We start from the raw sequence: 26032 nt of genomic DNA on the forward strand, positions 1-26032 counted from the left end.
CCTGATGTTCCAGGTCGTCGTCAGCAAGGGGGCCAGGACCACCGCCGGAGCGGCCCGTATGCTCCGCTGGGCGGGCTGGGCGGGCTGGGCGGGCTGGGCGGGCTGGTCGCTGGGCGCGTCGTGTCTGGTCTTCGCGCTCGGCGCGGGCCACGGGGCACTCGTCTGACAGCATGGTCCTGCTGACCGGAGCGCTGGTTCTCGTCCCGGGCGAGCTGTATCAGGCGTCGGCGAGCTGGGGGCTGGCGTTCGGGCTCGCCCCGGCGGACCGGCAGGGGGAGACGTGCTTCGACACCATCGAGGACGACGTGGACGCCTTCGCCGTGGCCGTGGCCGAGGAACTGGCCGCCGCCTGACCGCGCAGAGCCGCCACGGCTGCCGTGGCGGCTCCAGGGGCCCGCACGCCCGCACGCCCGCACGCCGTTGCCTGTCCGAGGCCGATCCGCCGGCCATGGCCCTACGGCGCGCCCGGCAGCAGATGGCGCCAGCTGCTCGGGTGGGCGGCCAGGTAGTCGCGCAGGCCCTGGGCCGGGTGGCCGGTCAGCCGGGGGACGGCGTCGGAGACGCCGGCCATCTCGCCGGCGGCGATCGCCTCGTACGAGGTGACCCAGCCCGTCACCTCCCACTCCTCGGCGCCGTAGCCGGCCCGGGAGGCGTACGCCTCCTCGCGGGACTCCGGGTGGTAGGTGACGTCGCGTCCGGAGACCTCGCTCAGGGCCCGGGCGGCCTCCGCGAGGGTGAACGCGGCCGGCCCCGTGAGGTCGTACACGACCCTGTCGTGCGTGCGGGTGCCGTCCAGCAGCACGGCCGCCGCCGAGTCGGCGATGTCGTCGTGGGCGACGGCGGCGACCCGGCCCTGGCCGCCGGGTCCGCGCAGCACGCCGTCGGAGCCGGTCATCGCCGGGAGCGCGCCCAGATACAGGTTGTCCCGCAGGAACGTGTGGCGCACCCCGCAGGAGCGGATGTACTGCTCGGTGTGCCAGTGGTCGCGGGCGAAGGTGAACGTCGCGTCCGGCGCCGCGCCGGTGAACGACACGTACACGATCCGCTCGACGCCCGCCGCGACCGCCGCGTCCACCGCCGTGCAGTGCTCCTTCACCCGGCCCGGCGACTCGTGCGCGGAGACCAGGAACAGGGTCCGGGCGCCGTCCAGCGCCCGCCGCATCGCCTCCCCGTCGCCGTACTCGGCGGGCTGGGCGGGCACCGCGCCCGGCAGCTCGGGCAGCCGAGTCGGATCGCGGCCGATCAGCCGCGTCGCGGCGTCGGCGCCGGAGAGCCGGCGCGCGACCCGGCCGCCGACGCGGCCGCTCGCTCCGGTGACTGCGATGACTGGGGCTATGGCGGTGTCCTTCCCTGGGTCCGGCCGGTGTCGGCCCAAGTCTCGTCAACGGCCCCGGGTTCATGCCGCGCGACATGCGACAGTGGGCGGATGCGAACCATCGGGCTGATCGGCGGCATGAGCTGGGAATCCAGCGCGGAGTACTACCGGCTCGTCAACGAGCTCGTACGGGACCGGCTCGGCGGCCTCCACTCGGCGCGGTGCGTCCTGCACTCCGTCGACTTCGCGGAGATCGAGAAGCTGCAGTCCGCGGGGGAGTGGGAGCACGCGGGCGAGATCCTGGCGGAGGCGGCCAGGGGCCTGGAGGCCGCGGGCGCCGATCTGCTGCTGATCTGCACCAACACCATGCACAAGGTCGCCGGTCAGGTCCAGGCGGCCGTCCGCGTGCCGCTGCTGCACCTCGCCGACGCCACCGCCGACGCCGTACGGGCCGCCGGACTCACCCGCGTCGGTCTGCTGGGCACCGCCTTCACCATGGAGCAGGACTTCTACCGAGGACGCCTCGCCGGGCACGGCCTCGACGTCCTCACGCCCGACGCCGAAGGGCGCGCGCTGGTGCACCGGGTCATCTACGAGGAGCTGTGCCTCGGCGTCGTGCGCGACGAGTCGCGGGCCGCCTACCGGAAGGTCATCGACGAGCTGGTCGACTCCGGGGCCGAGGGCGTCGTCCTCGGCTGCACCGAGATCGAGCTGCTGATCGGGGCGGACGACAGCCCGGTCCCGGTGTTCCCCACGACCCGGCTGCACGCCGAGGCGGCCGTCGCGGCCGCGCTCGCCTGAGGGGCGCGCGGCCGGAGACGCACGCGCCAGAAGAACCGTGACGCTCCCTGTCGTATCGGGATTTCGCCCGGTAGCGTCCTCTTCGGGGCAGCTCGTTGAAAGCTCAAGAGCAGGACTGGGGGGTCGAGTTGAATGATGTGCGCATCAAGGTCGTGACGCCGGGGGAGCTGGGCGCGGGGCACACGGAGGCGTGGCGGGAGCTGCGCGCCTCGACCGGCACGCCCGCGAACCCGTTCATGGAACCGGAGTTCACCCTCGCCGTCGGCCGCGTCCGGGCGCGGGCCCGGGTGGCCGTGCTGTGGCAGGGCGGGGAAGCGGCCGGGTTCTTCCCGTACGAGCAGGGGCCGTTGGGCCAGGGCCGGGCGATCGGGCTCGGGGTGTCCGACTGCCAGGGCGCGGTGCTGCGGCCCGGCCTCGGCATCGACCCCCGTGAGCTGCTGCGGGCCTGCTCGCTGGCCGCCTGGGAGTTCGACAACCTGGAGGCCGGCCAGAAGCTCTTCGAGCCGGACGCCGCCGAGAGGTTCGGCTCGCCCGTCATCGACGTCGGCGCGGGATACGCGGCCTACGAGCGGCGGCTGCGGGACCACTCGCCCAAGTTCCTGCGGACCACCCTCGCCAAGGAACGCCGGCTGGAACGGCAGGCGGGCGGCGTGCGGTTCGTCTTCGACGAGCGCGACCCGGCCGCGCTGCGCCGCCTCATGGCCTGGAAGTCGGCCCAGTACCGCAGGACCGGCCGCCGGGACCGGTTCGCCCAGCGCTGGATCAGCGCCCTGGTGCGCCGGCTGCACGAGTCGCCGGGGGCCGGTGGCTGCCGCGGCGTGCTCTCGGTGCTGTACGCGGAGGGCCGGCCGGTCGCCGCGCACTTCGGGCTGCGCTCGCACACCGTGCTGTCCTGCTGGTTCCCGGCGTACGACCCGGAGTTCGCCAAGTACTCGCCGGGACTGGTCCTGCACCTGCGGATGGCGGAGGCCGCGGCCGGCGAGGGCATCGCGCTGCTGGACCTGGGGCGGGGGGCCGCCGAGTACAAGGACGCCCTGAAGACGGGCGAGCTGCGCGTCCACGAGGGCGCGACGCTGCGGCCCGGCGCACGGGCCGGCCTGTACTGGCTCGGCCGCGAACCGGTGCGCCGCGCCCACGGGTTCGTACGGGACCATCCCCGGCTCGCCGCGCGGGCCCGGCGGGCGCTGAACGGGGCGGCCCGGCTGCGGGGCGGACGCTGACGGGGCCCGGGCGCGGTCCGGGCGTACGACGAGGGGGACACGGATGCTGAGCAGCTCGAGGAGACCGGCCCCGGCCCGCCCGCGGCCGCCGGCGCCGATGCGCGTGGTCCAGCTCGACCTGGCCGGCCCGGACGGCCCGGCCCTCTCCTTCGGCCCGGCCCCGGGCGGCCCGAGCTGGGACGAGACGGCCGGGCCGCGGGGCGACGGTGACGGCAGCGGCGACGGTGACCGGCCGTGCGGCGGCAGCGGTGACGACCGGCTGGCGGCGGGCGGGCCCGGTACGGGCGGCGACCGGCCGGGCGAAGGCAGGCCCAGCGCGGCCGGTGATGCGGCAGCGGGCAGGCCCAGCGCGGCCGGCGACGTTCCGGCGGCGGGCGGGCCCGACGTGGGCGGCGACGTTCCGGCGGCGGGCGGGCCCGACGTGGGCGGCGACGTCCAGGCGGCGGGCGGACCGGGCGCGGACGGCGACGTCTTCGCGCTTGTGCGGCTGCGCGGGCGGCCCGTCGACGCCGTCGTCTGCCGGGTGCCGCCGGGCCGGAGCGCCGTCGACGCCGTCGCGGCGGCCGCCCGTGCCCGGCTGGCGGGCCGGGAGCCGGCCGCCCCGCCGCCGGACGGCGGTGACCTGCCCCGGACCAGCGTCGTCGTCGCCACGAGGGACGGTGCCGGCCGGCTGGCCCGTACGCTCGACTCGCTGCTCGCACAGGACCACCCGGACTTCGAGATCGTCGTCGTCGACAACGCCTCCGCGACGACCGCCACCCGCGACCTCGTCCGGCACCAGTACACCGGGCTCGAAACCGTCGAGGTCCGGTACGTCCGCGAACCGGTGCCCGGGCTCGCCACCGCGCACAACCGGGGCGTCGCCGTCGCCGACGGCCTGGTCGTCGCCTTCACCGACGACGACGTCGTGGCCGACCCGCACTGGCTCACCGCGCTCACCAGGCCGTTCGCCGGCGACCCGCGGCTCGGCTGTACGACCGGGCTGATTCTGCCCGCCCGGCTGCGCACCCCCGCACAGATCCTGCTGGAGAGCCACGGCGGTTTCGCCAAGGGCTTCGAGCCGCGTACGTACGATCCGCGTCACCCGCCCGCCGACCAGCCGCTGTTCCCGTTCACGGCGGGCAGCTTCGGCTCCGGCGCGAACATGGCCTTCCGGGCCGCAGCGCTGCGCGGCATCGGCGGCTTCGACCCGGCCACCGGCACCGGCACGCCCGCCCGGGGCGGCGACGACCTGTACGCGTTCGTCGCCGTCCTCGCGGCGGGCCACCGGCTGCGCTACTCGCCGGAGGCGCTGGTGTGGCACCACCACCGGGAGACCTGGCAGGACCTGACCGACCAGGCGTACGGGTACGGAGTCGGCCTCACCGCCGCGCTGACCGCCCTGCTCGTCCGCCGCCCCGGTCTGCTGCCCGCGCTGCTGCGCCGCCTCCCCGCCGGCCTTGCCCACGCCCGTGCGATCACCGCCCACCGCGAGGCGGGCGCCGGTACGGCGGCCCCGGCCCCGGCGCCGGGACCGCACGGGAGGCGGGACCATCCGTGGCCGCGCCATCTGTCCCGGCTGGAGCGCCGGGGAATGCTCGCCGGACCGCTCGGCTACGCACGGGCACGGCTGCGGCTGCGCGGCGCCGAGCTGCCGGACGCCGGGCCGGGGAGCGTCTGAGATGCGGGTCGCCGGAGCGGGGAGACGTTGACGATGCCGGACACGATCCCCGTCCTGCTGTACCACGCGGTCATGGACGACCCGCCCGCCTGGATCGCCGAATTCACCGTGGCGCGACGGCAGTTCGGCGCGCATCTGGACGCCGTCGCCGCGAGCGGCCGCACCCCGGTCACCGTCGGCACGCTCGTGGACGCGCTCAGCGGCGGCGGTCCGCTGCCGCCGCGGCCCGTCGTCCTCACCTTCGACGACGGCTTCGCCGATCTCCCCGGACCGACGGCCGAGACGCTCGCGGACCGCGGCATGCCGGCCACCGCGTATCTCACCACCGGGGCCGTCACCCCCGGCCGGACCAGCCTGCTGCCGCCCGCGCCGATGATGACCCTGTCGCAGGCTCCGCTGCTGGAGCAGTACGGCATCGAGGTGGGCGCGCACACGGACACCCACCCACAGCTCGACACGCTTGCGCCCCGTGCCCTGGACCACGAACTGCGACGCCCCAAAGCGGAGTTGGAGGGCGTGCTCGGACACCCGGTGGCCCATCTCGCCTATCCGCACGGCTACAACAGCCGCGCCGTCCGCAGGGCGGCCGCCGCGGCCGGGTACGCGTCGGCGGCGGCGGTGCGTCACGCGCTGAGTTCACCGGCCGACGAGCCGTACCGCATCGCCCGGCTGATCGTGCGCCGCACGCACACCGCGGCGGACGTCGAGGCGTGGATGTCCGGCGGCGGCGGGGTGCCGGTCGCGCCGTTCCCCGACGCGCTGCCGACGGTCGGCTGGCGGCTGTACCGGCGGACCCGCGCGGTGGTGCGGGGCCGCCGGTTCGCGGGCTGACCTGGCGAGACCCCGCGGCGTCCGCCGACGCGGTCAGCCGCGCGGCACCCGCTGCCGGAAGTACGGGTCCGCGGCGGCCTTGCGCAGGCTCTGCCACGACGACTCCCCGGCCAGGGACAGGTCGCAGCCCGGCCCCGGATCGCGATGGTTCCACTGCAGGGCGGCGCGCACGCCCGCCAACTCCTTGACGACGCGCGGCACATCGGCGTACCACTCGGCCTGCGCCCCGGGCCGGGCCGGATCGTCGGCCGTGCCGAACTCGGAGAGCATCAGGGGCTTGTCGTCGGAGATGTGCCGCCTGATCCACGCGTGCGACGCGGTCTGCGTCTCCTCGAAGCTCTTCCACGAAGTCCGGTGGCAGCGAAAGTAGTTGTACTGGTTGTAGCCGATCCAGTCGACGTACCGGTCCCCCGGATACAGCTGCGGGAACAGCTCGCCGTGCCCGGTGTAGCCGGTGATGATCCAGGTCCAGACGACGTTGTCCACACCCAGCGCGCGGAAGCGGTCGTGGATGTGCCGGTAGGCGGCGACGTACTCGGCGGGCGTCCCGTTGGCGGGGGTGCGGGTGTCCATCTCCAGGTCGAAGGAGAGGAACACCTTCTTCCCGTACGCCTTGATCCGCCGCGCCTGGACGTCGATCACGCTCCGGTCGAGCCGGCCGTCGGCGATCTGCCGCCAGGTGGGCTGCCGGCCGGGCGCGCCGTTCCACCACTTGCTCTCCCACGACAGCAGCAGCAACCGGTCCTGCCCGACGCGCTGCTCCTGCTCGGTCAGCAGCTGTCCCTCCAGCCCGTCGGTGGACATGTCGTGGTACGTGTACACGATGTCCAGCGTGCGGCCGAGCCGCCGCTCGTAGGCGAGGACCCTTTCCTCCAGGTCGGTCTTGTCGTGCCGTACGTACGCGCCGAACCACGCGCCGCAGCGCGGCACCAGCAGTTCGGTGGCGACGCACCGCGGGCTGTCGGGCGAGGGGTGCATGCCGTCCTTCGGGCCGGCGTACGTGAGGGCGAGCACCCCGCACAGCACCACCGCCGTGAGCACCACCAGGGCGGCGGACCAGGGCCGGCGGCCCGTCGGCCGGGCACCGGCGGCGGGGCGCGTCACGCGGCGGGCCCGTTGCGGGGCGGGGACGACGCGCGGGCGTCCGGGGCGCGGCCGGTGAGCCGCGGGCAGCACGCCGCGAGCGTGGTCACCGCGGCGAGCAGCACGAGCACGCGCAGGCCGCTGAAGGCCCCGGCGGCGAGCAGCGCGGTCGCGCAGATCACGGTGGCGCTCACACTCAGGAAGAGAGCCAGTACGAGCTGCTCCAGCCGGTCCGAGTCGCGGGCGAAGCCCTCCTCGCGACCATCGTCCCGACCTATGCCGCGCCCGTCCTCGTGCCCCGCCGCCCCGAACCGGCGCAGGGCGGGCGCGCAGACGCGGACGACGGCCGCGCCCGGACCGGCGAGCACGAACGCGACGACGAGGAGCGTACGCAGCGGCGACGCCGCGGGCAGCGCGGTGGCGGCCACCGCGCACCAGCCGACGAGCGGGGGCAGCAGCCGCAGGGCCGTCGGACCACTGGGTCTCATGAGGGGTCTCCTGTCGTGCGCCTGAGTTCGTAGACGACTCCGGCGCTGTTGCCGCCGACCCGCTCGAACAGCGGGGAGGCGGCGACGGACCGTTCGATGCGCCGCAACTCCTCGGCGTCGAGGATGCCGTTCATCTCGGAGTTCGCGATCTGACCTCGGGTGAGCAGAAGATACGCCCGGCCGGGCGGCGCGACGCCCCCCATGTCGCGGGCGAGCGTGCCCGCCGGATCGTCGCGGATCTCCTCGACATGGCTCCTGGCGTCCTCGAGGAACCAGTAGTGGTCGACCTCCCAGTAGGAGGCGTACGCCAGCGGGTGGTTGCGGTGCGCGGCGACGACGAGCGAGCCGCGCGGCGCACCGTCGATGACCTGGCGCACGAGCTCGACCTCTGCGGGCGGGAAGTAGCTGAGCCGGTCCTTTCCGGCGTACGCGGGCACGAACGAGGCGGTGAGCACCAGCAGGGCGGCTCCGGTGACCACGGTCCGGCGCCGCGTGCCCTTCCCGGTGCCGAAGGCCGCCTTGCCCATGTCCCGCGGCAGCAGCGCCGCCGCCGCGAAGAAGCACGCACCGGGCAGCATGAACAGCAGCACCCGGAAGATCATTTCGCTGCCGTAGTCGTTGGCGGCGAGCAGCAGCAGCGGGACCCCGGTGAGCAGCAGCAGTGGACGCGCCCCGGTCCGCAGGGCCTTGCGGCGCAGCACTCCGAACGCGGCGAGCAGCAGGACCGCCCCCGACAGCAGGCGCGCCACCCAGGACACGGTCACCGGCCCGGTGCCGGTCGGCGTCGACCCGTAACCCGTCTCCAGATTGCCGCGCACATCGCCGAAGGAGCCGATCATCTCGGGGACGGCCTCCCGCAGGAACGGCAGCGAGACGGTCAGGTTCCACGCCAGGAACACCACCGCCAGCGTGACGAGCGGCGCCCACGACCGGTGGCGGCGGGTCAGGCAGAGCACGGCGAGTCCGGCCCCCAGCATCACCGGGGTGAGCTGGTGGGATACGACGACCGCCACGATCAGCGGGACGAGCGGCAGCGTCCACAGGAGTCGGCCCTCCCGCCGCTCGCCGTGGCGGAGCACGATCGCGATCACGCCCAGATACAGCGCGAACGCCATCGACTGCGGCGAGAAGTAGTCCTGGCCGAGCCAGTTGGCGACGCAGAAGAGCCAGACGGCGGTCCAGACGAGCCGGCGGTCCCGGGTGAAGGTGCGGTAGACCAGCACCAGCGGGGCGAGCAGCAGCAGGCCGGACACCAGCGGCCACCAGGCCATGTACGCGGCCGCGTCCGCCGCGCCGGTGAGGCGTACGAGCGCCGCCTGCGCGGCGAAGAACCCGGGCCACTGGTCGTAGACGGCCATGTCGCCGAGGTGTGCGCCCGTCGTCTCCAGCCGGCCCGCCGTGAGCAGATGCTCCACGACGGCGTCGTGTTTCCACGCCCACGCGTACAGCGGCGTCGGGTAGACCAGCGCCTGCGTGGCCCGCTCCATGAGCAGCAGCCCGACCACGTACGCCAGCGGCCAGCCGCCGCCGCGCCGAGGGTCGCGTACGCAGTGCCAGAAGCCGCCGGTCAGCAGCGCGAGCGCCGCCCAGTACGCGGCGGGCAGGGCGTCGAGCAGCCCGAAGTCGCCGATGTCGGCGGGGTCGGTGCGCAGGACGGCGTACACCCACAGGGCGAGCGCGCCGGCGAGGGGCAGCGCCGATCCCCAAGGCACGCGCGGGGGCGGAGCGGCGGGCGGCTCGGACGGTTCGGCCGCCGGCTCGGCGTCCGAGGTGACGGACTGGCGCACGCTGGTCCCCCAGGTCGTTCGATCGGATTGACTGATCACGTCGTTCGGCGCGTCGGTGGGGGCGCCGGCCTGTGCGGCCCGGCGGTGACGAGCACCTTGCGGAGCCCCGGTACGCAGACCAGGGCCGTCGCCGTCATCGACAGCAGCACCGCCCAGCCCGCTCCCGCGATACCGGCCGGTCCCATCAGCAGCGCCGCGCTGCCGAGGACCAGCACGCACATGGCGGCCTGGAGCGCGGCGAGCATCCCCGTACGGCCCTGGACCCGCAGGACTCCGATGTAGAGCTCGACGGCCACCCGGGGCAGCGCGGCGGCGGCCAGCAGCCGCAGCACACCGGTGCCGTGCGCGGCGTAGTCCGCGCCGAACGGGGCCAGGATGTACGGGGCGAAGACGACGAGGAACAGCACGAGCGGCACCAGCAGCAGCGCCATCCGGCGCAGCGCGCCGCGCACCCCGGCGGCCAGCGTCTCGGGGCTGTGCGAGGCGTGCGCGGTCAGCGAGGAGGCCATGTTGATGGCCATGAACTCCATCGTGCCGCCGACGGTGTAGGCGATGTAGAAGAAGCCGTTGTGCGCGGCGTCGAAGCTGACGGCGACCATCACCGGCAGCAGATTGATCATCGCCAGGGAGAAGAGGGCTCCCGCCGAATCGCCGGCCAGGAAGCGGCCGATGTCGCGCAGGCCGGGCGGCTCGCGGTCGCGGTCGGCGGCGGCCTGCCGGGGGATCAGCCGGCGGAAGACCATCCAGCCGAGCGGCAGCACGGACAGGGCGATCGCGACGGCCCAGGACACGAAGATGCCCAGCACGGGCAGGCTGCCCGCGAACACGACGAGCAGCAGCAGCTTGCCGGTCGAGAACACCGTGTTGCCGACGGGCACCCACACGGCTTTGCGCAGCCCGGTCAGCACCCCGTCCTGCAGCGTCAGCAGCGCCCAGCCGACGCAGGCGGCGGTGAAGAGGAGTCCGGCGGCGAGACCGCCGAGCGGCGCGTAGGAGGGGCCCCACAGGTCCAGCGTGAACAGGAACGCCGCACAGGCGGCGCCCACGACGAGTGAGCTGAACGCGTACGCCCGCCACACCAGCGGCCCGGTGCCGCGCCCGGCGCGGGGCACGTAGCGGACGACGGCGCCGATCATGGTGGTGGCGGTGAGGGAGGCGAGCAGCCGCATCGCGGCGATGGCGGCGGAGCCCTGCCCGACGGCCTCCTGCGAGTAATGGCGGGCCGCCACCAGCCAGAATCCGAGCCCGAGCGCGGCGGAGACCCCGGTCGAGAGCATCAGCGCGTACGCGTTCCGGAACAGCGAGTCCCCGCTGCCGCGCCCCGCGTCCCGGGGAGGCGTGCCGGTGCCCGGCCCCGCGTCCCGGGGAGGCGTGCAGGCGCCCGGCCCGGCGTCCGGCGGAGGTGTGCAGGCACCGGTCGCGGGCGCCCTGAGGCGGGGGGCTTCAGGCACCTGGGGCGCTCCGGGGCGGCGCCGGGCGGCGCAGGACGTCGGGCGGGATACGGGCCGGCGCCCGGCCCGGAGCGAACAGCGGCGGCCGGGCCGGGCGCACCCCGGCCCGCTCCAGCACGGCCGCGACCAGGTCCGCCCGGAGCGGGTCCACCGGCAGTGCGTGCCGCGCGAACCAGGCGGCGGCGGCCGGCGCGGGCGAGGCGTCGGTGAAGTGGTCGCCCGCGTAGACGTCGAGCGGCGGATCGTAGAGGTAGCCCACGGCGATCCGGCGGCGGGCCAGCGCCGCCGCCGCAGCGGCCCGGTCCTCCACCAGCAGGGGAACCCGGAACATCGGCTGGGCCGGGCCCGGCCGCGGCACGGCCCACGGGGTGTCCGACAGCCGCTGCGTACCTCGGAGATGGGCGGCGAGGCGTTCGTCGAGGCCCGCCAGCAGCCGCTGGGTGCGCCGCATCCTGATCCGGCCGGGCGCGAGCCGGTAGCCGTGCATGTCGACCCGCGCCCAGGAGTCGAACGCGTCGAGCGACGGCGCCAGTTCCAGCGCACGCGCCAGCTCCTCGGGCCGCAGGGCCATCCTGATGTCCGTACGCTCCTGGCGGCCGAACAGCCGCAGGGCGGCCCGCGCCGCGCCGGTCAGCCGCAGGCCGCGCAGGCCGGCCTCCGCGTACGGGCGCAGGCCGTACGCCAGTTCCGCCGGCAGCCGCGCGGGGGTGAGGAGCGCGTCCCTGGCTCGCGCGAGGTCCTCCCGGACCGCCGGGTCGGCGACGGTGAGGAATCCGCCGGTGCCTGCGCCGGTGTGCTTGGAGAGGCTGAAGACCGACGCGTCGCCGAAGCTGCCGACGGGCCTGCCCGCCACGAGGGTGCCGATGGCGTGCGCCGCGTCCTCCAGCAGCGGGATGCCCGACCGGTCGCAGCGGGCGCGCAGTTCGGGAGCGGGGTCCGGGCTGCCGTACAGATTGGTGGTGAGGACGGCGGACAGGCCGCGCCACACGGACTCGGGGACGGCCGCGACGTCGATCGTCCCGTCGTCGGCCCGCAGCGGGGCCTGCACGGGACGCAGTCCGGCCGCGAGCACCACGAAGAAGATCACGTCGTCGTTGACCGGCGACATCAGAACCCGGTCGCCGGGCCGGCACCAGTGGCGCAGCGCGAGGTAGAGCCCGAGACGGCACGACGGCACGTACAGGCACTCTCTGCCCAGACGCCGTCGCATCAGCTCTTCGAGCGGTGCGTACGCCTGTGGGCAGCCCTCCCCAAGAGCCATGTGCTTCCCCCCACTTGCCCCTGGGCCAATGTGGACCAATCAGGACTGCCCCGTCAATAACGCGGAAGGGCCCATTCCTTGACGGAACGGGCCCTTGGAGGCCGGCGCGGCGGGCGCCTGGAGCGGGTTCCCCCGCTCACTCCTCGAGGGTGAGGCCCTTGCGGAGCCTGCTCAGGGTGCGGGACAGCAGCCGGGAGACGTGCATCTGGGAGATGCCCAGCTCCTCACCGATCTCGGACTGCGTCATATTGGCGACGAAACGGAGGGAGAGGATCTTGCGGTCCCGCGGCGGGAGGCTCGCGATCATCGGCCTGAGGGACTCGACGTACTCGATGCCCTCCAGTCCGTGGTCCTCGTAGCCGATCCGGTGGGCCAGGGCGCCCTCGGAGTCGTCGTCCTCGGGCTGGGCGTCCAGCGAGCTCGCGGTGTACGCGTTGCTCGCCGCCATGCCCTCGACGACCTCGTCCCTGCCGATGTCGAGGCGCTGGGCGAGCTCGTCCACGGTGGGCGCGCGGTCCAGCTTCTGGGAGAGCTCGTCACCCGCCTTGGCCAGGTCGAGCCGCAGCTCCTGGAGGCGCCGCGGGACCCGCACCGACCAGCTGGTGTCGCGGAAGAAGCGCTTGATCTCGCCGATGATCGTCGGCATCGCGAAGGTGGGGAACTCTACGCCCCGGGTGAGTTCGAAGCGGTCGATCGCCTTGATCAGGCCGATGGTGCCGACCTGGACGATGTCCTCCATCGGTTCACTGCGGGTGCGGAACCGGGAGGCGGCGAACTTGACGAGCGCGAGATTCAGTTCGACCAGCGTGTTGCGGACGTACGCGTACTCGTGGGTGCCCTCCTCGAGGGAGGCGAGGCGTGCGAAGAGCGTCTTGGACAGTTCTCGCGCGTCCACCGCTCCCACCTCTGCGAAAGGCGGGATCTCGGGCAGGCCGTCCAGGCCCTGCGGCTCCGCGGCCGTCTCGTCGGTGGGGGTGGACAGTGTCGACGGCGCGTGGGGGTTGCCCGTGGCGTCGAGCCGGGGTGACATGGTCTCCTCCATCGTTCTCGGCATATGGCTGCCGATGCCCATACATGCTGCTGCGGTGAGCGGCGCCTCCAAAGCCGGCCGTGTTGGTTGTGTCCCTACTAGCCCTACCCGGTCGGCAGTGACGATCGCAAGTGGCATATCTGCAGGTTGTCCCTATTGTCGGCTAGTTCGGCTACCGAGAGGCGCAGGTAGGGCGTAGGGTTCGACGGACGTCAGCGCTGTCCGGCGACGGTGTCTGATGTGACGCAGGACACGGTGGACGACGCAGTGAACGACACGGCGAAAAGGGACGGCATGGACCGCGAGACGGTCGGCAGCGTGAATCGGGGCCGGCTTCAGGTCGACGTTCGGACCGAGGGGCGCAGCGAGATTGTGAAACCGGCGGGTGAGCTCGATCACCACACCGCCGACCTGCTGCGGGTGCCCTTGGAGGAGGCGATCGAGCAGGGGAGAGTACGCCTGGTCATCGACTGCTCACACCTCGAGTTCTGTGATTCCACCGGGCTCAACGTGCTGCTCGGAGCCCGGCTGAAGGCCGAGGCCGGCGGCGGCGGGGTCCATCTGGCCGGAATGCTGCCGGTGGTGGCCCGGGTCTTCGAGATCACCGGGGCCGAGGCGGTCTTCACCGTGCACGACTCCCTCGAGGACGCACTGGTCAACTGACCGGCCGGTCCCTGTGTTGCCTGTGTCACGCGGGCAGAGTGGACTACGTGGGTGTTGTCACGATTCGGTCGGGCAGGAGAACCCCGCAGAGCGTTGAACGCCCAGCACTCTGCGTACAGCAACTGCTACTTGAACCATGGCGATCTCGTGAATCGGTGAATCGGTGAGGTGAAGCGCTGATGAGCACCACCCGGCAGCAGCCGCCGGGCGACCTCGGCCCCGAGCCGGGTGGCGCCGGCGCGGCACCGGCCGTACCCGCCCCGGAGCCCCCCGGGCTCGCCGGCGGTGCCGTGCGCAGGCTTGCCCTGGGTGCGGCGAGCGGCATCGTCCCGCTCGCCCGCGACTTCACGAGGCAGGCACTCCACGACTGGGGATGGCTGCCCGCCGCGACCGCCGACCGGAGGGCTGCCGCAGAGGACGTGCTCCTCGTGGTCTCCGAGCTGGTCACCAACGCCTGCCTGCACGCGGAGGGGCCCGAGGAGCTGCGCGTCGGCTGCGACGGCAAGATGCTGCGCCTCGAGGTCGTCGACCGCGGCACCGGCCAGCCGTCGCCGCGCACCCCGCACCGGGCCGGGCGGCCCGGGGGGCACGGCATGTTCATCGTCCAGCGGCTCTGTATGGACTGGGGCGTCATGAGGATTCCCGGATCGCCGGGAAAGACCGTGTGGGCGGAGCTCGCCGCGCCCGCGTGAGCGCTTCCCGAATCTCTCGTGGAGCGCGTCCATCCCTTGTGGAGCACGTCGATACGGCGTGCTCTTTGTCTTCCCTCCCCACGGGCTCCGGCGTACCTTGGCGGCCGATCTGATGTGTCGTCAGTTACCGTGCGGCCGAGGGGACCCGACGTGTTGCACCAGAAACGAACAGCTCTCGCGCTGGCAGCGGCGGCGGTGTGCCCGGTGGTGCTGCTGACCGCCCCCGCCGCGCAGGCGGCCGTCGTCGACGTGGACTACCGGTGCGAGACGCCGATCGGCCCGAAGGGCGCGGTCTCGCCGATCGACATCAAGGCCGTGCGGAGCGGCAGCGCGTACAAGATCACGATGTCCTTCCGCAAGGGCGTCTCCTCCAGCCCGGTCGAACTGGGCAAGGGCGCCATGAAGCCGAGCGCGGTCATCGAGCTCGGCGGCGCGGAGACCGGGCAGCTACGGGTCTCCGGGCCGCCCAACGCGGCGGCCGTGCCCGCCGAGACGCCGATCCGGATCAGCGATCTGTCCGGTACGTACAAGCCGGCCAAGAGCGGCAAGGTCACCTTCACGGCCGGCGTGCTGACGATCAAGGCGCTCGGCACGACCACGACCTGTACGCCGAAGAACAGTCCCGGGCCCTCCCTCGAGCTCGACGTCACCGCGGCGGGCGGCGCGGCGGGCTCCTCGGCCCCCTCCGAGCTCCCCAAGACGGGCCCGCTGGACTCGGCGACGGCGCTCGGCACGCTGGGTGGAACGGTTCTGCTGGCGGGTACGGCCGGCGTCCTGTGGCTGACCCGGCGGGGCGGCGCGCACGGCCGGGCCGCGGGCTGAACCGTGCGGGCCGCCCTCGCGCTCGTACTCGTCCTGGCCGCACCGCCGTCCACGGCCGGCTGGGAGCCGGGGCGTGAGTACGTGTATCTGGAGGGCGGCCCCGGTGCGGTCCTGGAGGACCGGCTCTCCGTCATCAACCCCGGCCCGCGGCGGCTCACCGTGGACCTGCGGGCCTCCCGCGCCCCGACACCCTGGATCGCCCTCGCGGCGGGCCGGGTGACGATCCCGGCCCGCACCCGGGCGGAGGTCCCCTTCACGGTGACCGTCCCCGCGGACACACCGCCCGGCGAGCAGACGGCGACGATCACGGTGTCCGCCGGCGGCCGGTCGGAGCCGGTCCGCATCCAGCTGCGGGTGAGCGGCCCCAAGGTGCCGGCCCTCACGGTCGAGGACGTGTCGTACTCCGGCGGGGCCGTCCACTACACGCTCGTCAACCGCGGCAACACGCCCCTGTCGCCGCGCGTGGCCCTCCACCGCGACGGGGTCCTCACCGGGCCCGCCGCCCGGCCGCCCCGCGAGCCCGGCCCCCTGCCGCCGGCCGGCCGGGTCTCGCTCTCCGAACCGTGGGACGCCCCGGCGCTGGACGCCGTCGACCTCCGGGTACGGGTCACGGCGGCGGGCGGCGTGCGCGCGGAGTCGACCATCTCGCGGACCTTCGTCCCCTGGCCGGTCCTGCTTCCGGTGCTCGGGCTTCTGCTGCTGCCCGTCACCCTGTGGCTGCGCCGCCGCGCCAAGAGAGCCGGAGGCTGACGATGCTTCACGTTCTCCCTGTACGTGTGCGCCGGGCCGTGGGCGCTGTCGTCGCCGGCCTGCTCCTGCTCGCCGCCGCCGCGCCCGCCGTCGCGGCCCCGCCTCCACCCGACGTGCGGCTCTCCGCGCCCCAGGCCGGCCAGGGCGGCGACCTCACCGTCAGCGGCGCCCACTGGCGGCCCGGCACCCTGCTCATGATGTTGATCTGCGGCCGGGCCACCCCCGACCGGGGCGTGATCGGCGGCACCAACTCCTGCGCCAACGGCGACGGCCGCGCCGTCACCACGGACGCGGAGGGCTCGTTCAGCAAGAAGATCCCGGTCGCGGAGCCGCCCGTGCCGTGCCCCTGCGTGGTGCACGTCGCCACCGTCACGGGCGAGATGCAGGTCGTGGACGCAGAGTTCGTCGTGGCCGGGCACCCCACCGCCCCGCTGCCCGAGCAGACCGGCGGCGGCAGGCTCGCCGTGCTCAGCACGACCCGGCTCGAGGGCGACTCGGGACTCCTCGTCCTCTTCGGCGCCCCGCCCGCCCGGACCTTCGAGTTCACCGTCGGCAACCTCGGCACCGGCCCCGTACGGGACCCGGTGTTCCAGATCGGCACGGCACACGGCGTGTTCGCCCCGCAGTGGGAACAGCAGTGGCGCGGCACGATCAAGCCGGGCGAGAAGGCCCGGATCGAGCTGCCGGTGCAGCTCACGGCCGGGGCGCACGGCGACTACTCGGTCTCGGTGAAGTACGGCGGCAAGGTCCTCGCGGAGCAGCCGTGGGGTGTGCCCGTGCCGTGGGGCGTGACGATCTTCTGGGTCCTGCTCGCGCTCGTCGTGCCGGCCGCCGTGTTCCGTGCCGGCATGGCCGTCGTCGACAAGGTCCGTCCGCCGCGACCGCGCCACGCCCGTACCGCGCCCGCGCCCGCGCCCGTGCCCGTACCGGATCGGGCGCCACCGCCCGGGACGGCACCGCAAGTCCCTGACTCCGCACCGTCAGAGAACCGACCCACGACGAAGGGACATTCGTGAGTACGCAACGGAGGATGAGCGCGGCCGGGGTCGCGCTGATGCTCGGCGGCGCGGGGATACTGCTGGCCGCGAGCCCCGCGCAGGCCGCCGAGGTGTCATACGCGACGGAGTGCATCCCGCCGCCGATCTCCGGGCTGCCGCCCGTGCAGGGCACCACCAAGGTGCGGATCGACGCGCCCGCGGAGGCGAAGGTCGGGGACGAGGTGGAGGTGGTGTGGCAGACCGTCCAGGCCGCGTCCAAGAACCCCGACGTCCTGGACCTGCAGAAGGACACGGTCAAGCCGACCGGCAGGATCGCCCTGGGCGGCGCGGCGAGCGGCGAGCTGAACATGGAGGGCCCGCGCCGGAACCCGCCGATCCCGAAGAACAGCCCGATGATCCTGCCGGACATGAAGGCCACGCTGAAGCTGGAGAAGGCGGGCGAGGTGACGCTGACCCCGGGCGCGTACGCCATCAACGTCTCGAAGCCGATCTCGACGGACACCAAGTGCGCGCCGAAGGAAGCGGTCCCGGTCGGCGCGACGATCAAGGTGACGGAAGGCGGCGGCGGTACGGCCTCCGGCGGCACGACGACGTCCGGCGGCACGAGCTCGTCGGGCGGCACGGCCTCCGGCGGCACGAGCTCGTCCGGCGGCACGAGCTCGTCGGGCGGCACGGCCTCCGGCGGGTCCGCCTCCGGCGGTGGCGACCCGACCCCCACCGACCCCGCGCCCAGCGACCCCGCCCCCTCCGACCCGGCGCCGAGCGACTTCAAGGGCAAGGAGGTCGAGGTCGCGTACGCCTGCAAGACCCCCATCGGCGACAAGAACGCCGTCTCCCCGGTCCGTGTCGACGCCAGGAAGAACGGCGGGAACTACGACCTGACCGTGAAGTTCTCCAAGTCCGTGATGGACAGCCCCGCCGACATCCCGGCCGACTCGGTGAAGCCCTCCATGGAGGTCGAACTGGGCGGCGCCGACAAGGGCTTCGTCCATGTGGAGGGCCCCACCAACAAGGAACCCGTCAAGTCCGGCGAGCCCATCGAGATCCCCGACCTCACGGGCACGTACACGCCGGGCGCCACCGGCAGGGCGACGCTCAGTCCGGGTGTCCTCACGGTCGAGGCGCTCGGCACCACCACGACCTGCACGCCGCCGGCCGACGTCCCGGTCTCCCTGAAGCTCGACACCTCGGCCCAGCCGGGCGGCGCGGCGGGCGGCACGAGCACCGGCGGCGGCACGTCCACATCGGGCGGCACGGCAGGCGGTGCGGGCGCTTCGGGCGGCAGTTCCGGCGGCCTCGCCGAGACCGGCGCGGCGGACACCGGCGCCCTGCGCGCCCTCGCCCTCGTCGCCGGCACGGTGATCCTGCTCGGCGGCGCCGTCTTCACCTTCACCCCGTGGCAGCGGCTGCGCGGTACGCGCTGACGCGCCGGGAAACGGGTCCGGCCCGGCACGCGTGGGGCGTGCCGGGCCGGACCGGTGAGCGGCGTATCAGTACCGCACGGGGTGCTACTTCACATCGCCCATGAGGGCGCGGATCCGGCGGCCCGCCGTCATGAACGTGAGTCCCGCCGCGACGGCGACGACCGCCCACAGCGAGTAGTACATGGCGTCGCCCAGCGGCTTGTTGAGCTTCGTGGTCCAGCCGTTCAGGGCGTTGCCCGTCGCCGTGGCCAGGAACCACAGACCCATGATCTGGCCGACGAACTGCTTCGGCGCCAGCTTGGTCGACAGGGAGAGGCCGACCGGGGACAGGCACATCTCACCGATGGTCTGCGCGAGGTAGACGCTCAGCAGCCAGAAGACGGTGACCTTGCCGGTGTCGCTGTTGGCGGCCGCGGCGCCCGCCAGGCCCATGATTCCGAAGGAGCCGCCGATGAGGAGCATCGCGAGGGCGAACTTCATCGGGGTGCTGGGCTCACGGTTGCGCTGCGCGAGCTTGACCCACAGCGTGGCGAAAATGGGCGCCAGCACGATGACCATGGCCGGGTTGACCGACTGGTACCACGACGCCGGGAACTCCCAGCCGCCGATCATGCGGTCGGTCTTGCCGTCCGCGAACAGGGTGAGCAGCGAGCCGGACTGGTCGTAGATCATCCAGAACAGCACGGCCGTGGCGAAGAACCAGACGAATGCCTGGATCTTCGGCCGGTCCTGCGCGGTCAGCGCCGGATTGCGGAACATCGACACGAAGTAGATGACCGGAACGGCGATTCCGAGCAGGGCGAGCACGTTCACGATGTGCTCGGTGTCGTACGTGCCGATCACGATGTCGGCCAGCAGGGCGGCCACGGCGATGCCGGTCCACAGCAGGACCTTGCGCAGGACCGCGCGCTTCTCCTCGGGCGTGGCCGGGGTGCCCGGCTGCTTGCCGATGTCGCCGAGGTGGCGGCCGCCCAGCACGTACTGCACGACGGCCAGGGTCATGCCGACACCGGCGACGGCGAAGCCGAGGTGCCAGTTGACGTTCTCGCCGAGGTAGCCGACGACCAGCGGGGCGGCCATGCCGCCGATGTTGATCGCCATGTAGAAGAGCGTGAAACCGGCGTCGCGGCGGGCGCTGGACTGGCCCTCGTAGAGGCCGCCGACCATGGCCGAGATGTTCGGCTTCAGCAGACCCGTGCCGACGGCGATGAGCGCGAGGCCGGCGAAGAACGCAGCGTCCGAGGGGATCGCCAGGGTGTAGTGGCCCAGGGCGATGACGATGCCGCCGACGAGCACCGCCTTGCGCGCGCCCCAGAGCCGGTCGGCGATCCATCCGCCGGGCATGGCGGCCATGTAGACGACGGCGTTGTAGACGCCGTAGATGGAGGCGGCGAGGGCCTCGCGGCCGGCCAGCGGTCCGTCGAGGACACCCGCGACCAGATAGAGGACCAGGATGCCGCGCATCCCGTACCAGGAGAAGCGTTCCCACATCTCCGTCATGAACAGCGTGGCCATACCGCGGGGGTGGCCGAAGAAGGTCTTCTCGCTGCCAGGGGTACTGGCGGAGTCCTTCGTCAGGCTGGACGCCATGGTCGATCCTTGCTTGCTCGGGACGCGGCGCTTCGTGAGCGGTACGCGCCCGGTGGGGGGAGGCCGGCACCGGCGGCGGTCCACCCCCACGCCTTTCGGGGGCTCCTCCGCGGATTCGGAGGCTGGGAACGGTCCGCACCGGGATCCACGCCCCGGAAGCCGAATCGCACCCGGAGCCCGGCCAACAGGTCATTGACTGCGTCCGACCGGGCTCGAAACGGCTCAAACGGTATCGGGCACCGGCCTTGGCACAGAAAAGAGACCTCTGGTGCACAAGGCAGCCAAAGGTCCCCGGTCGTACTACGGGCGTCTCGCCACCATACGACACGACACTGCGGGACACTGCGGCATATGACGGGACTTGAGACATGGATCACAGGTGAACGTGGAACCATCTGCCCTGAATCGAAGGTGTCAATCGGAATCGCACCCCACAGGCGCAGGTCCTCAAGGTCCAGCCACGGGGTGGGGTTCCGCGGACTACCATCACCCCATGACCCGTGTACTGCTCGCCGAGGACGACGCGTCCATCTCGGAACCGCTGGCCCGCGCCCTGCGCCGGGAGGGATACGAGGTCGAGGTACGCGAGGACGGTCCGGCCGCGCTCCATGCGGGGCTCGCGGGCGGGGTGGATCTCGTGGTGCTGGATCTCGGGCTGCCGGGCATGGACGGGCTGGAGGTCGCCCGACGGCTGCGCGCCGAGGGGCACTCGATCCCGATCCTGGTGCTCACCGCACGCGCCGACGAGGTGGACACCGTCGTCGGCCTCGACGCGGGCGCCGACGACTACGTCACCAAGCCGTTCCGTCTCGCCGAACTGCTCGCCCGGGTCCGGGCCCTGCTGCGGCGCGGCACCGCGGAGCCGGTCCCGGCGCCCGCCACGCACGGGGTGCGGATCGACGTCGAGTCCCACCGCGCCTGGATGGGCGAGGAGGAACTCCAGCTGACGGCCAAGGAGTTCGACCTGCTGCGCGTCCTGGTCAGGGACGCCGGCCGGGTCGTCACCCGAGAGCAGCTGATGCGCGAGGTCTGGGACACCACCTGGTGGTCGTCCACCAAGACCCTGGACATGCACATCTCCTGGCTGCGCAAGAAACTCGGCGACGACGCGGCGAACCCCCGCTACATCGCCACGGTGCGCGGTGTCGGTTTCCGCTTCGAGAAGTCCTGACCGAGAAGTCCTGACCCGACACTGACCCCCGGGTCACCCAGTCCCCCGGGCCCCCCAGGAAGGCCGGGCACCATGCGCCGCCGTCTGATCACCTCCACGCTCGCCGTGGTGCTCGTCGTCATCGCCGTCTTCGGCGTGTCCCTGGTCCTGGTCGAGACGCGCACCATCACCAGCAGCGCCCAGGAGAGCGTGGACTCCGACGCGCTGCGCCTGGTGAGCATCGTCGAGAGCCGGCAGGTCGGCGGTGAGCCGGTCAATCCGGATATCCTCGCCGAGCAGAGCGACATCACCCGCTACGCCGAGGTCCGCGTCCCCGGCCGGGGCGCCATCGAGATCGGCGAGCGGCCCACCGGCAGCGTCATCCGCGGCACGGCGGAGGGCGAGCGGGGCATCACGGTCACCGTGGAGGAGTCCCGCTCCTCCGTGAACCGCGAGGTCGGCCGGTCCCTGCTGATCATCGGCGGGGTGGCGCTGCTCGCCGTCGTCGCGGCCGTACTCCTCGCGGTGCGGCAGGCCCACCGGCTCGGCTCGCCGCTCACCGACCTCGCGGAGACCGCGGAACGCCTCGGCTCCGGCGACCCGCGGCCCCGCCACCGCCGCTACGGCGTGCCCGAGCTGGACCGGGTCGCCGACGTGCTCGACGCCAGCGCAGAACGGATCGCCCGGATGCTGACCGCGGAGCGGCGGCTCGCGGCGGACGCCTCGCACCAGCTCCGTACGCCGCTGACCGCGCTGTCGATGCGGCTGGAGGAGATCACGGTCACCGACGACCTGGAGACCGTGAAGGAGGAGGCGAGCATCGCCCTCACGCAGGTGGAGCGGCTCACCGACGTGGTCCAGCGGCTGCTGACGAACTCCCGCGACCCGCGCACCGGCTCGGCCGTCGCCTTCGACCTGGACGAGGTGGTCAAGCAGCAACTGGAGGAGTGGCGCCCGGTCTGCCGCAGCGCCGGCCGCGCCATCGTCTGCTCGGGCCGGCAGGGAATGCGGGCCGTCGGCACGCCCGGCGCGGTGGCCCAGGTGCTCGCGGCGCTGATCGAGAACTCGCTGATGCACGGCGGCGGCACCATCGCCGTGCGCACCAGGGTCACCGGCAATCAGGCGGTGGTGGAGGTGACCGACGAGGGGCCCGGTGTGTCCAGCGATCTCGGGGCGCGGATCTTCGAGCGGACCATCAGCGGCCGCAACTCGACCGGCATCGGACTGGCGGTCGCGCGGGACCTGGCGGAGGCGGACGGCGGCCGGCTGGAGCTGCTCCAGCAGCATCCGCCGGTGTTCGCGCTCTTCCTGAGCCGGGTGGCGAAGAAGCGCAAGGACGAGAAGCCTCCGGTCAGATAGCCGCAGGCCGGCGTGTGTCAGCGCCCGACGGGGTCCTTCACCGGCTCCGGTTCCGCTCGCCGCTGGCCGAGAAACGATTCCGCCTGCGGCGCGGACCCCCTCGGCGGCAGCGCCCGGAACACCCATGTGCGGTACGACCAGAACCGGAACAGCGTCGCGACGCCGATCCCGAGGAACTTGAAGATGTTGCTCTGCAGCGGGGTGTCCCAGCCGAAGCCGTACGTCGCCGTGTAGAGGACGCCGTTCTCGATCACCAGACCGGCGGTGCTGAACAGCAGGAACAGCGTCAGCTCGCGGGTGCGGCGGCTCTTGTCGCGGTCGCGGTAGGTGAAGTACCGGAAGCCCACGTAGTTGAACGCGATCGCGATGATCGTCGCGAGGACCGAGGCCCGGACGACCGGGATGTCGGTGACCTGCCGCAGGAGATTGAAGACCGCGAGATTGACGAGCAGCCCCGCCCCGCCGACCGCGCCGAACTTCGCCGCTTCCCGGACGAGCTGGTGCAGCTGCCCGCGCAGCCTTCCGCCTCGTACACCCATAGTGCGAGCCCAGCCTCATCAGATCGGCATCGTCGTATCCGCCATGCTAACCACCGGCTCTCCGAGTCGCCTGGGAGCCGTGGGGCCGATGTGACGCGCGGTACAACGGTTGTCGGAACATACGGAAGGAAGGGCCCGCCGGCTGGGCGGATACCCTAGGAGAGTGACGTTCCCGGTAGTCGGCATGGTCGGCGGCGGTCAGCTCGCCCGCATGACCCATGAGGCGGGTATCCCCCTCGGCCTGAAGTTCAAGCTCCTCAGTGACACCCCTCAGGACTCCGCTGCCCAGGTGGTGAGCGATGTCGTCGTCGGCGACTATCGCGACCTGGACACGCTCGTGGAGTTCGCGCGCGGCTGTGACGTGATCACCTTCGACCACGAGCATGTGCCGTACGAGCACCTGCGCGCCCTGGAGGCCCAGGGCATCAAGGTCCGGCCGGGCCCCGACGCCCTGGTGCACGCCCAGGACAAGGGTGTGATGCGCGCCAAGCTCATGGAGATCGGCGCTCCCTGCCCCCGCCACCGGATCGTGTCCGACCCGGCCGACGTGACGGCGTTCGCGGAGGAGGGCGACGGCTTCCCCGTCATCCTGAAGACGGTGCAGGGCGGCTACGACGGCAAGGGCGTCTGGTTCGTCCGTACGGAAGAGGACGCCGCGGCCCCGTTCAAGGCGGGCGTCCCGGTCCTCGCCGAGGAGAAGGTCGACTTCCGCCGCGAGCTGGCGGCGAACATCGTCCGCTCCCCGCACGGCCAGGCCGTCGCCTACCCGGTGGTCGAGTCGCAGCAGGTCGACGGGGTCTGCGACACCGTGATCGCGCCCGCACCGGACCTCGCCCCGGAGCTGGCGGGCCAGGCGCAGGAACTGGCGCTGCGCATCGCCAAGGAGCTCGGTGTCGTCGGCCATCTCGCCGTCGAACTCTTCGAGACGGCCGACGGCCGCATCCTCGTCAACGAGCTCGCCATGCGCCCCCACAACTCCGGCCACTGGACCCAGGACGGCGCGGTCACCTCGCAGTTCGCCAACCATGTCCGCGCCGTGCTCGACCTGCCGCTGGGCGATCCGCGCCCCCGCGCCAGGTGGACGGTCATGTGCAATGTTCTGGGCGGCGACTACCCGGACATGTACCCGGCCTACTTGCACTGCATGGCCCGTGACCCACAGCTCAAGATCCATATGTATGGCAAGGACGTGAAGCCCGGCCGCAAGGTGGGGCACGTCAACACATACGGCGACGACCTGGCCGACGCGCTCGACCGCGCCCGCCACGCCGCCGGCTATCTGCGAGGAACGATCACCGAGTGAACAGCATGAGTCCTGTCGTGGGCATTGTCATGGGGTCCGACTCCGACTGGCCCGTCATGGAGGCGGCCGCGCAGGCGCTCGACGAGTTCGAGATCGCGTACGAGGTCGACGTCGTCTCCGCGCACCGGATGCCGCGCGAGATGGTCGCGTACGGAGAGGAGGCCGCCGACCGCGGGCTCAAGGCGATCATCGCCGGCGCCGGGGGAGCGGCCCACCTGCCGGGCATGCTCGCCTCCGTCACGCCGCTGCCCGTCATCGGCGTCCCGGTCCCCCTGAAGTACCTCGACGGCATGGACTCCCTGCTGTCCATCGTGCAGATGCCCGCCGGCGTGCCCGTCGCCACCGTGTCCGTCGCCGGTGCGCGCAACGCGGGACTGCTGGCCGCCCGCATCCTCGCCACGCACGACACCGAACTGCTCGCCCGGATGAAGGACTTCCAGCGGGAGCTGAACGACCAGGCCACCGAGAAGGGCAAGCGGCTGCGCGCCAAGGTCGGCGGCGGGGACTCCTTCGGCTTCGGCAAGTAGAGCGCCGGGAAGTAACAGCCCATGGACACCCCCACCGATCTTCTCGAGCGGGCCCGCGAACTGCTCGCCGCACACCCCGTCGTCGACGGCCACAACGACCTCCCCTGGGCACTGCGGATGGGGTCTCCCCAGCCGCAGGTGAGGGGAAACGTCCGCTACGACCTCGACCGCATGGACATCGCGGCCGACCAGCAGGGCCGGCTCCACACCGACATTCCGCGGCTGCGCAGCGGCGGGGTCGGCGCGCAGTTCTGGTCGGTGTACGTCCGCAGCGACATGGCGGGTGACACGGCCGTCAGCGCCACGCTGGAGCAGATCGACGTCGTCGACCAGCTCCTCGAGCGCTACCCCGCCGACCTGGCGCGCGCCCTGAGCGCCGAGGACATGGAGATCGCCCGTGACGAGGGCCGGATCGCCTCGCTCATGGGCGCCGAGGGCGGCCACTCCATCAACAACTCGCTCGCCACGCTGCGCGCCCTGTACGCGCTGGGCGTGCGCTACATGACCCTCACGCACAACGACAACACCGCCTGGGCGGACTCCGCGACCGACGAGCCCGGCGTCGGCGGCCTCTCCGCCTTCGGCCACGAGGTCGTGCGCGAGATGAACCGCATCGGCATGCTCGTCGACCTGTCGCACGTCGCCGCGACGACGATGCGCCACGCGCTCGCCACCTCCGTCGCGCCGGTGATCTTCTCGCACTCCTCGTCGCGGGCCGTCTGCGACCACCCGCGGAACATCCCCGACGACGTGCTGGCCCTGCTGCCCGCCAACGGGGGCGTCGCGATGGTCACCTTCGTACCGAAGTTCATTCTCCCCGCCGCCGTCGAGTGGACCCGCGCCGCCGACGAGAACCTCCGCGCCCAGGGCCTGCACCACCTGGACACCACGGAGCGGGCGATGAAGATCCACGAGGCGTTCGAGGCGGCCAACCCGCGGCCGGTCGCCACCGCCGCCACGGTCGCCGACCACCTCGACCATATGCGCGAGGTCGCCGGCATCGACCACATCGGCATCGGCGGCGACTTCGACGGGACGGCCTTCACCCCGGCCGGCCTGGAGGACGTCGCGGGCTATCCGAACCTGATCGCGGAACTGCTGCACCGCGGCTGGTCCGACGCCGACCTGGCCAAACTGACCTGGCAGAACGCGGTCCGCGCCCTGCGCGCCGCCGAGGACGTGGCCACCGACCTCCAGGCCGCCGGCCGCGGCCCGTCGAACGTGACGATCGAGGAACTCGACGCGCTCTGAGCCGGACGGCCCGTCCCGGGGTACGCGGCGCCCGGCC

At 72.9% G+C, this 26032-nt stretch carries 25 protein-coding genes and 1 pseudogene; 17 read left to right on the forward strand and 9 right to left on the reverse strand.

What is annotated here, in order from left to right; genetic code table 11:
• Positions 1 to 4 precede the first annotated feature (4 nt).
• Both ACFYOP_RS25745 and ACFYOP_RS25750 read left to right on the forward strand, forming a co-directional pair.
• A complete protein-coding gene (locus ACFYOP_RS25745) occupies positions 5 to 166 on the forward strand; it encodes a hypothetical protein (RefSeq protein WP_356894218.1) in 162 nt (53 codons plus the stop codon).
• Positions 167 to 170: 4 nt separating this feature from the next.
• Positions 171 to 353 carry a hypothetical protein gene (locus ACFYOP_RS25750; RefSeq protein ID WP_356894216.1) on the forward strand — a complete coding sequence of 61 codons (183 nt, stop codon included), beginning with the start codon at positions 171 to 173 and terminating at the stop codon, positions 351 to 353.
• A 101-nt stretch (positions 354 to 454) separates the two neighbouring features.
• Here ACFYOP_RS25750 and ACFYOP_RS25755 read toward each other — a convergent pair whose 3' ends face one another.
• Positions 455 to 1375: an NAD(P)H-binding protein gene (locus tag ACFYOP_RS25755; RefSeq protein WP_356894214.1), complete on the reverse strand. Its 921-nt coding sequence runs from the start codon at positions 1373 to 1375 to the stop codon at positions 455 to 457.
• Between the two features lie 51 nt (positions 1376 to 1426).
• On the opposite strand from ACFYOP_RS25755, the gene ACFYOP_RS25760 reads away from it, so the two are divergent.
• The 4 genes from ACFYOP_RS25760 (at position 1427) to ACFYOP_RS25775 (ending at position 5827) form a co-directional block, all read left to right on the forward strand.
• Positions 1427 to 2116: an aspartate/glutamate racemase family protein gene (locus tag ACFYOP_RS25760; protein ID WP_356894213.1), complete on the forward strand. Its 690-nt coding sequence runs from the start codon at positions 1427 to 1429 to the stop codon at positions 2114 to 2116.
• 137 nt (positions 2117 to 2253) lie between these two features.
• Positions 2254 to 3336 (forward strand): GNAT family N-acetyltransferase, encoded by a 1083-nt coding sequence (locus ACFYOP_RS25765; RefSeq protein WP_356894211.1) that lies wholly within the window; start codon positions 2254 to 2256, stop codon positions 3334 to 3336.
• A 43-nt stretch (positions 3337 to 3379) separates the two neighbouring features.
• A complete protein-coding gene (locus tag ACFYOP_RS25770) occupies positions 3380 to 4996 on the forward strand; it encodes a glycosyltransferase (RefSeq protein ID WP_356894209.1) in 1617 nt (538 codons plus the stop codon).
• Positions 4997 to 5029: 33 nt separating this feature from the next.
• Entirely contained in the window at positions 5030 to 5827 is a 798-nt protein-coding gene (locus tag ACFYOP_RS25775; protein ID WP_356894207.1) for a polysaccharide deacetylase family protein, read from the forward strand.
• A 33-nt stretch (positions 5828 to 5860) separates the two neighbouring features.
• Here the strand turns inward: ACFYOP_RS25775 and ACFYOP_RS25780 are convergent, their stop codons facing one another.
• The 6 genes and pseudogenes from ACFYOP_RS25780 to ACFYOP_RS25805 all read right to left on the reverse strand — a co-directional run bounded on the left by ACFYOP_RS25780 (position 5861) and on the right by ACFYOP_RS25805 (position 12927).
• Positions 5861 to 6931 carry a glycosyl hydrolase gene (locus ACFYOP_RS25780; protein ID WP_356894205.1) on the reverse strand — a complete coding sequence of 357 codons (1071 nt, stop codon included), beginning with the start codon at positions 6929 to 6931 and terminating at the stop codon, positions 5861 to 5863.
• On the reverse strand, positions 6928 to 7398 hold the full coding sequence (locus tag ACFYOP_RS25785; RefSeq protein ID WP_356894203.1) for a hypothetical protein: 471 nt from the start codon (positions 7396 to 7398) through the stop codon (positions 6928 to 6930). Before ACFYOP_RS25785 ends, ACFYOP_RS25780 begins: the two co-directional genes overlap by 4 nt.
• On the reverse strand, positions 7395 to 9185 hold the full coding sequence (locus ACFYOP_RS25790) for a glycosyltransferase (RefSeq protein WP_356894201.1): 1791 nt from the start codon (positions 9183 to 9185) through the stop codon (positions 7395 to 7397). Before ACFYOP_RS25790 ends, ACFYOP_RS25785 begins: the two co-directional genes overlap by 4 nt.
• 62 nt (positions 9186 to 9247) lie before the next feature.
• Positions 9248 to 10636, reverse strand: a pseudogene (locus tag ACFYOP_RS25795) (lipopolysaccharide biosynthesis protein); the annotation flags it as partial.
• Positions 10629 to 11897, reverse strand: a complete 1269-nt coding sequence (locus ACFYOP_RS25800) for a DegT/DnrJ/EryC1/StrS family aminotransferase (protein ID WP_388452919.1) — start codon at positions 11895 to 11897, stop codon at positions 10629 to 10631. The pseudogene ACFYOP_RS25795 and the gene ACFYOP_RS25800, both read right to left, overlap by 8 nt.
• 136 nt (positions 11898 to 12033) lie before the next feature.
• Positions 12034 to 12927 (reverse strand): RNA polymerase sigma factor SigF, encoded by an 894-nt coding sequence (locus ACFYOP_RS25805; protein WP_356894199.1) that lies wholly within the window; start codon positions 12925 to 12927, stop codon positions 12034 to 12036.
• 294 nt (positions 12928 to 13221) lie between these two features.
• Between ACFYOP_RS25805 and ACFYOP_RS25810 the strand changes: the two genes are divergently transcribed.
• From ACFYOP_RS25810 to ACFYOP_RS25835, 6 genes are all read left to right on the forward strand, one after another.
• The gene (locus tag ACFYOP_RS25810; protein ID WP_356894361.1) at positions 13222 to 13590 is read left to right on the forward strand and encodes an STAS domain-containing protein; all 369 of its coding nucleotides are present in this window, start codon (positions 13222 to 13224) and stop codon (positions 13588 to 13590) included.
• 179 nt (positions 13591 to 13769) lie between these two features.
• Complete coding sequence (locus ACFYOP_RS25815; RefSeq protein WP_356894197.1) at positions 13770 to 14282, forward strand: ATP-binding protein; 513 nt, start codon at positions 13770 to 13772, stop codon at positions 14280 to 14282.
• Positions 14283 to 14432: 150 nt separating this feature from the next.
• A complete protein-coding gene (locus ACFYOP_RS25820; RefSeq protein WP_356894195.1) occupies positions 14433 to 15104 on the forward strand; it encodes a peptidase in 672 nt (223 codons plus the stop codon).
• 3 nt (positions 15105 to 15107) lie between these two features.
• Positions 15108 to 15854, forward strand: coding sequence for a hypothetical protein (locus ACFYOP_RS25825; protein ID WP_356894193.1), 747 nt, complete (start codon positions 15108 to 15110; stop codon positions 15852 to 15854).
• A 2-nt stretch (positions 15855 to 15856) separates the two neighbouring features.
• Positions 15857 to 16870, forward strand: coding sequence for a hypothetical protein (locus ACFYOP_RS25830; protein WP_356894191.1), 1014 nt, complete (start codon positions 15857 to 15859; stop codon positions 16868 to 16870).
• A 14-nt stretch (positions 16871 to 16884) separates the two neighbouring features.
• Positions 16885 to 18276 carry a hypothetical protein gene (locus tag ACFYOP_RS25835; RefSeq protein WP_356894189.1) on the forward strand — a complete coding sequence of 464 codons (1392 nt, stop codon included), beginning with the start codon at positions 16885 to 16887 and terminating at the stop codon, positions 18274 to 18276.
• Between the two features lie 84 nt (positions 18277 to 18360).
• On the opposite strand, the gene ACFYOP_RS25840 is transcribed toward ACFYOP_RS25835, so the two are convergent.
• Positions 18361 to 19866, reverse strand: coding sequence for a peptide MFS transporter (locus ACFYOP_RS25840; RefSeq protein WP_356894187.1), 1506 nt, complete (start codon positions 19864 to 19866; stop codon positions 18361 to 18363).
• Positions 19867 to 20359: 493 nt separating this feature from the next.
• On the opposite strand from ACFYOP_RS25840, the gene ACFYOP_RS25845 reads away from it, so the two are divergent.
• Positions 20360 to 21037, forward strand: coding sequence for a response regulator transcription factor (locus tag ACFYOP_RS25845; RefSeq protein ID WP_356894185.1), 678 nt, complete (start codon positions 20360 to 20362; stop codon positions 21035 to 21037).
• Between the two features lie 72 nt (positions 21038 to 21109).
• Entirely contained in the window at positions 21110 to 22375 is a 1266-nt protein-coding gene (locus ACFYOP_RS25850) for an ATP-binding protein (protein WP_356894183.1), read from the forward strand.
• A gap of 17 nt (positions 22376 to 22392) precedes the next feature.
• Here ACFYOP_RS25850 and ACFYOP_RS25855 read toward each other — a convergent pair whose 3' ends face one another.
• Positions 22393 to 22914 (reverse strand): GtrA family protein, encoded by a 522-nt coding sequence (locus ACFYOP_RS25855; RefSeq protein ID WP_356894181.1) that lies wholly within the window; start codon positions 22912 to 22914, stop codon positions 22393 to 22395.
• 184 nt (positions 22915 to 23098) lie between these two features.
• On the opposite strand from ACFYOP_RS25855, the gene ACFYOP_RS25860 reads away from it, so the two are divergent.
• The 3 genes from ACFYOP_RS25860 to ACFYOP_RS25870 are packed head-to-tail and all read left to right on the forward strand — an operon-like array spanning position 23099 to position 25995.
• Positions 23099 to 24217 (forward strand): 5-(carboxyamino)imidazole ribonucleotide synthase, encoded by a 1119-nt coding sequence (locus ACFYOP_RS25860; protein ID WP_388452960.1) that lies wholly within the window; start codon positions 23099 to 23101, stop codon positions 24215 to 24217.
• Positions 24218 to 24222: 5 nt separating this feature from the next.
• On the forward strand, positions 24223 to 24744 hold the full coding sequence (gene purE / locus ACFYOP_RS25865) for a 5-(carboxyamino)imidazole ribonucleotide mutase (protein ID WP_356894177.1): 522 nt from the start codon (positions 24223 to 24225) through the stop codon (positions 24742 to 24744).
• Positions 24745 to 24765: 21 nt separating this feature from the next.
• Positions 24766 to 25995 (forward strand): dipeptidase, encoded by a 1230-nt coding sequence (locus ACFYOP_RS25870; protein WP_356894175.1) that lies wholly within the window; start codon positions 24766 to 24768, stop codon positions 25993 to 25995.
• The last annotated feature ends 37 nt before the right edge of the window (positions 25996 to 26032 follow it).

Origin of the sequence: Streptomyces sp. NPDC006294, assembly GCF_042870895.1 — a bacterium.
Classification (GTDB): Bacteria; Actinomycetota; Actinomycetes; order Streptomycetales; family Streptomycetaceae; genus Streptomyces.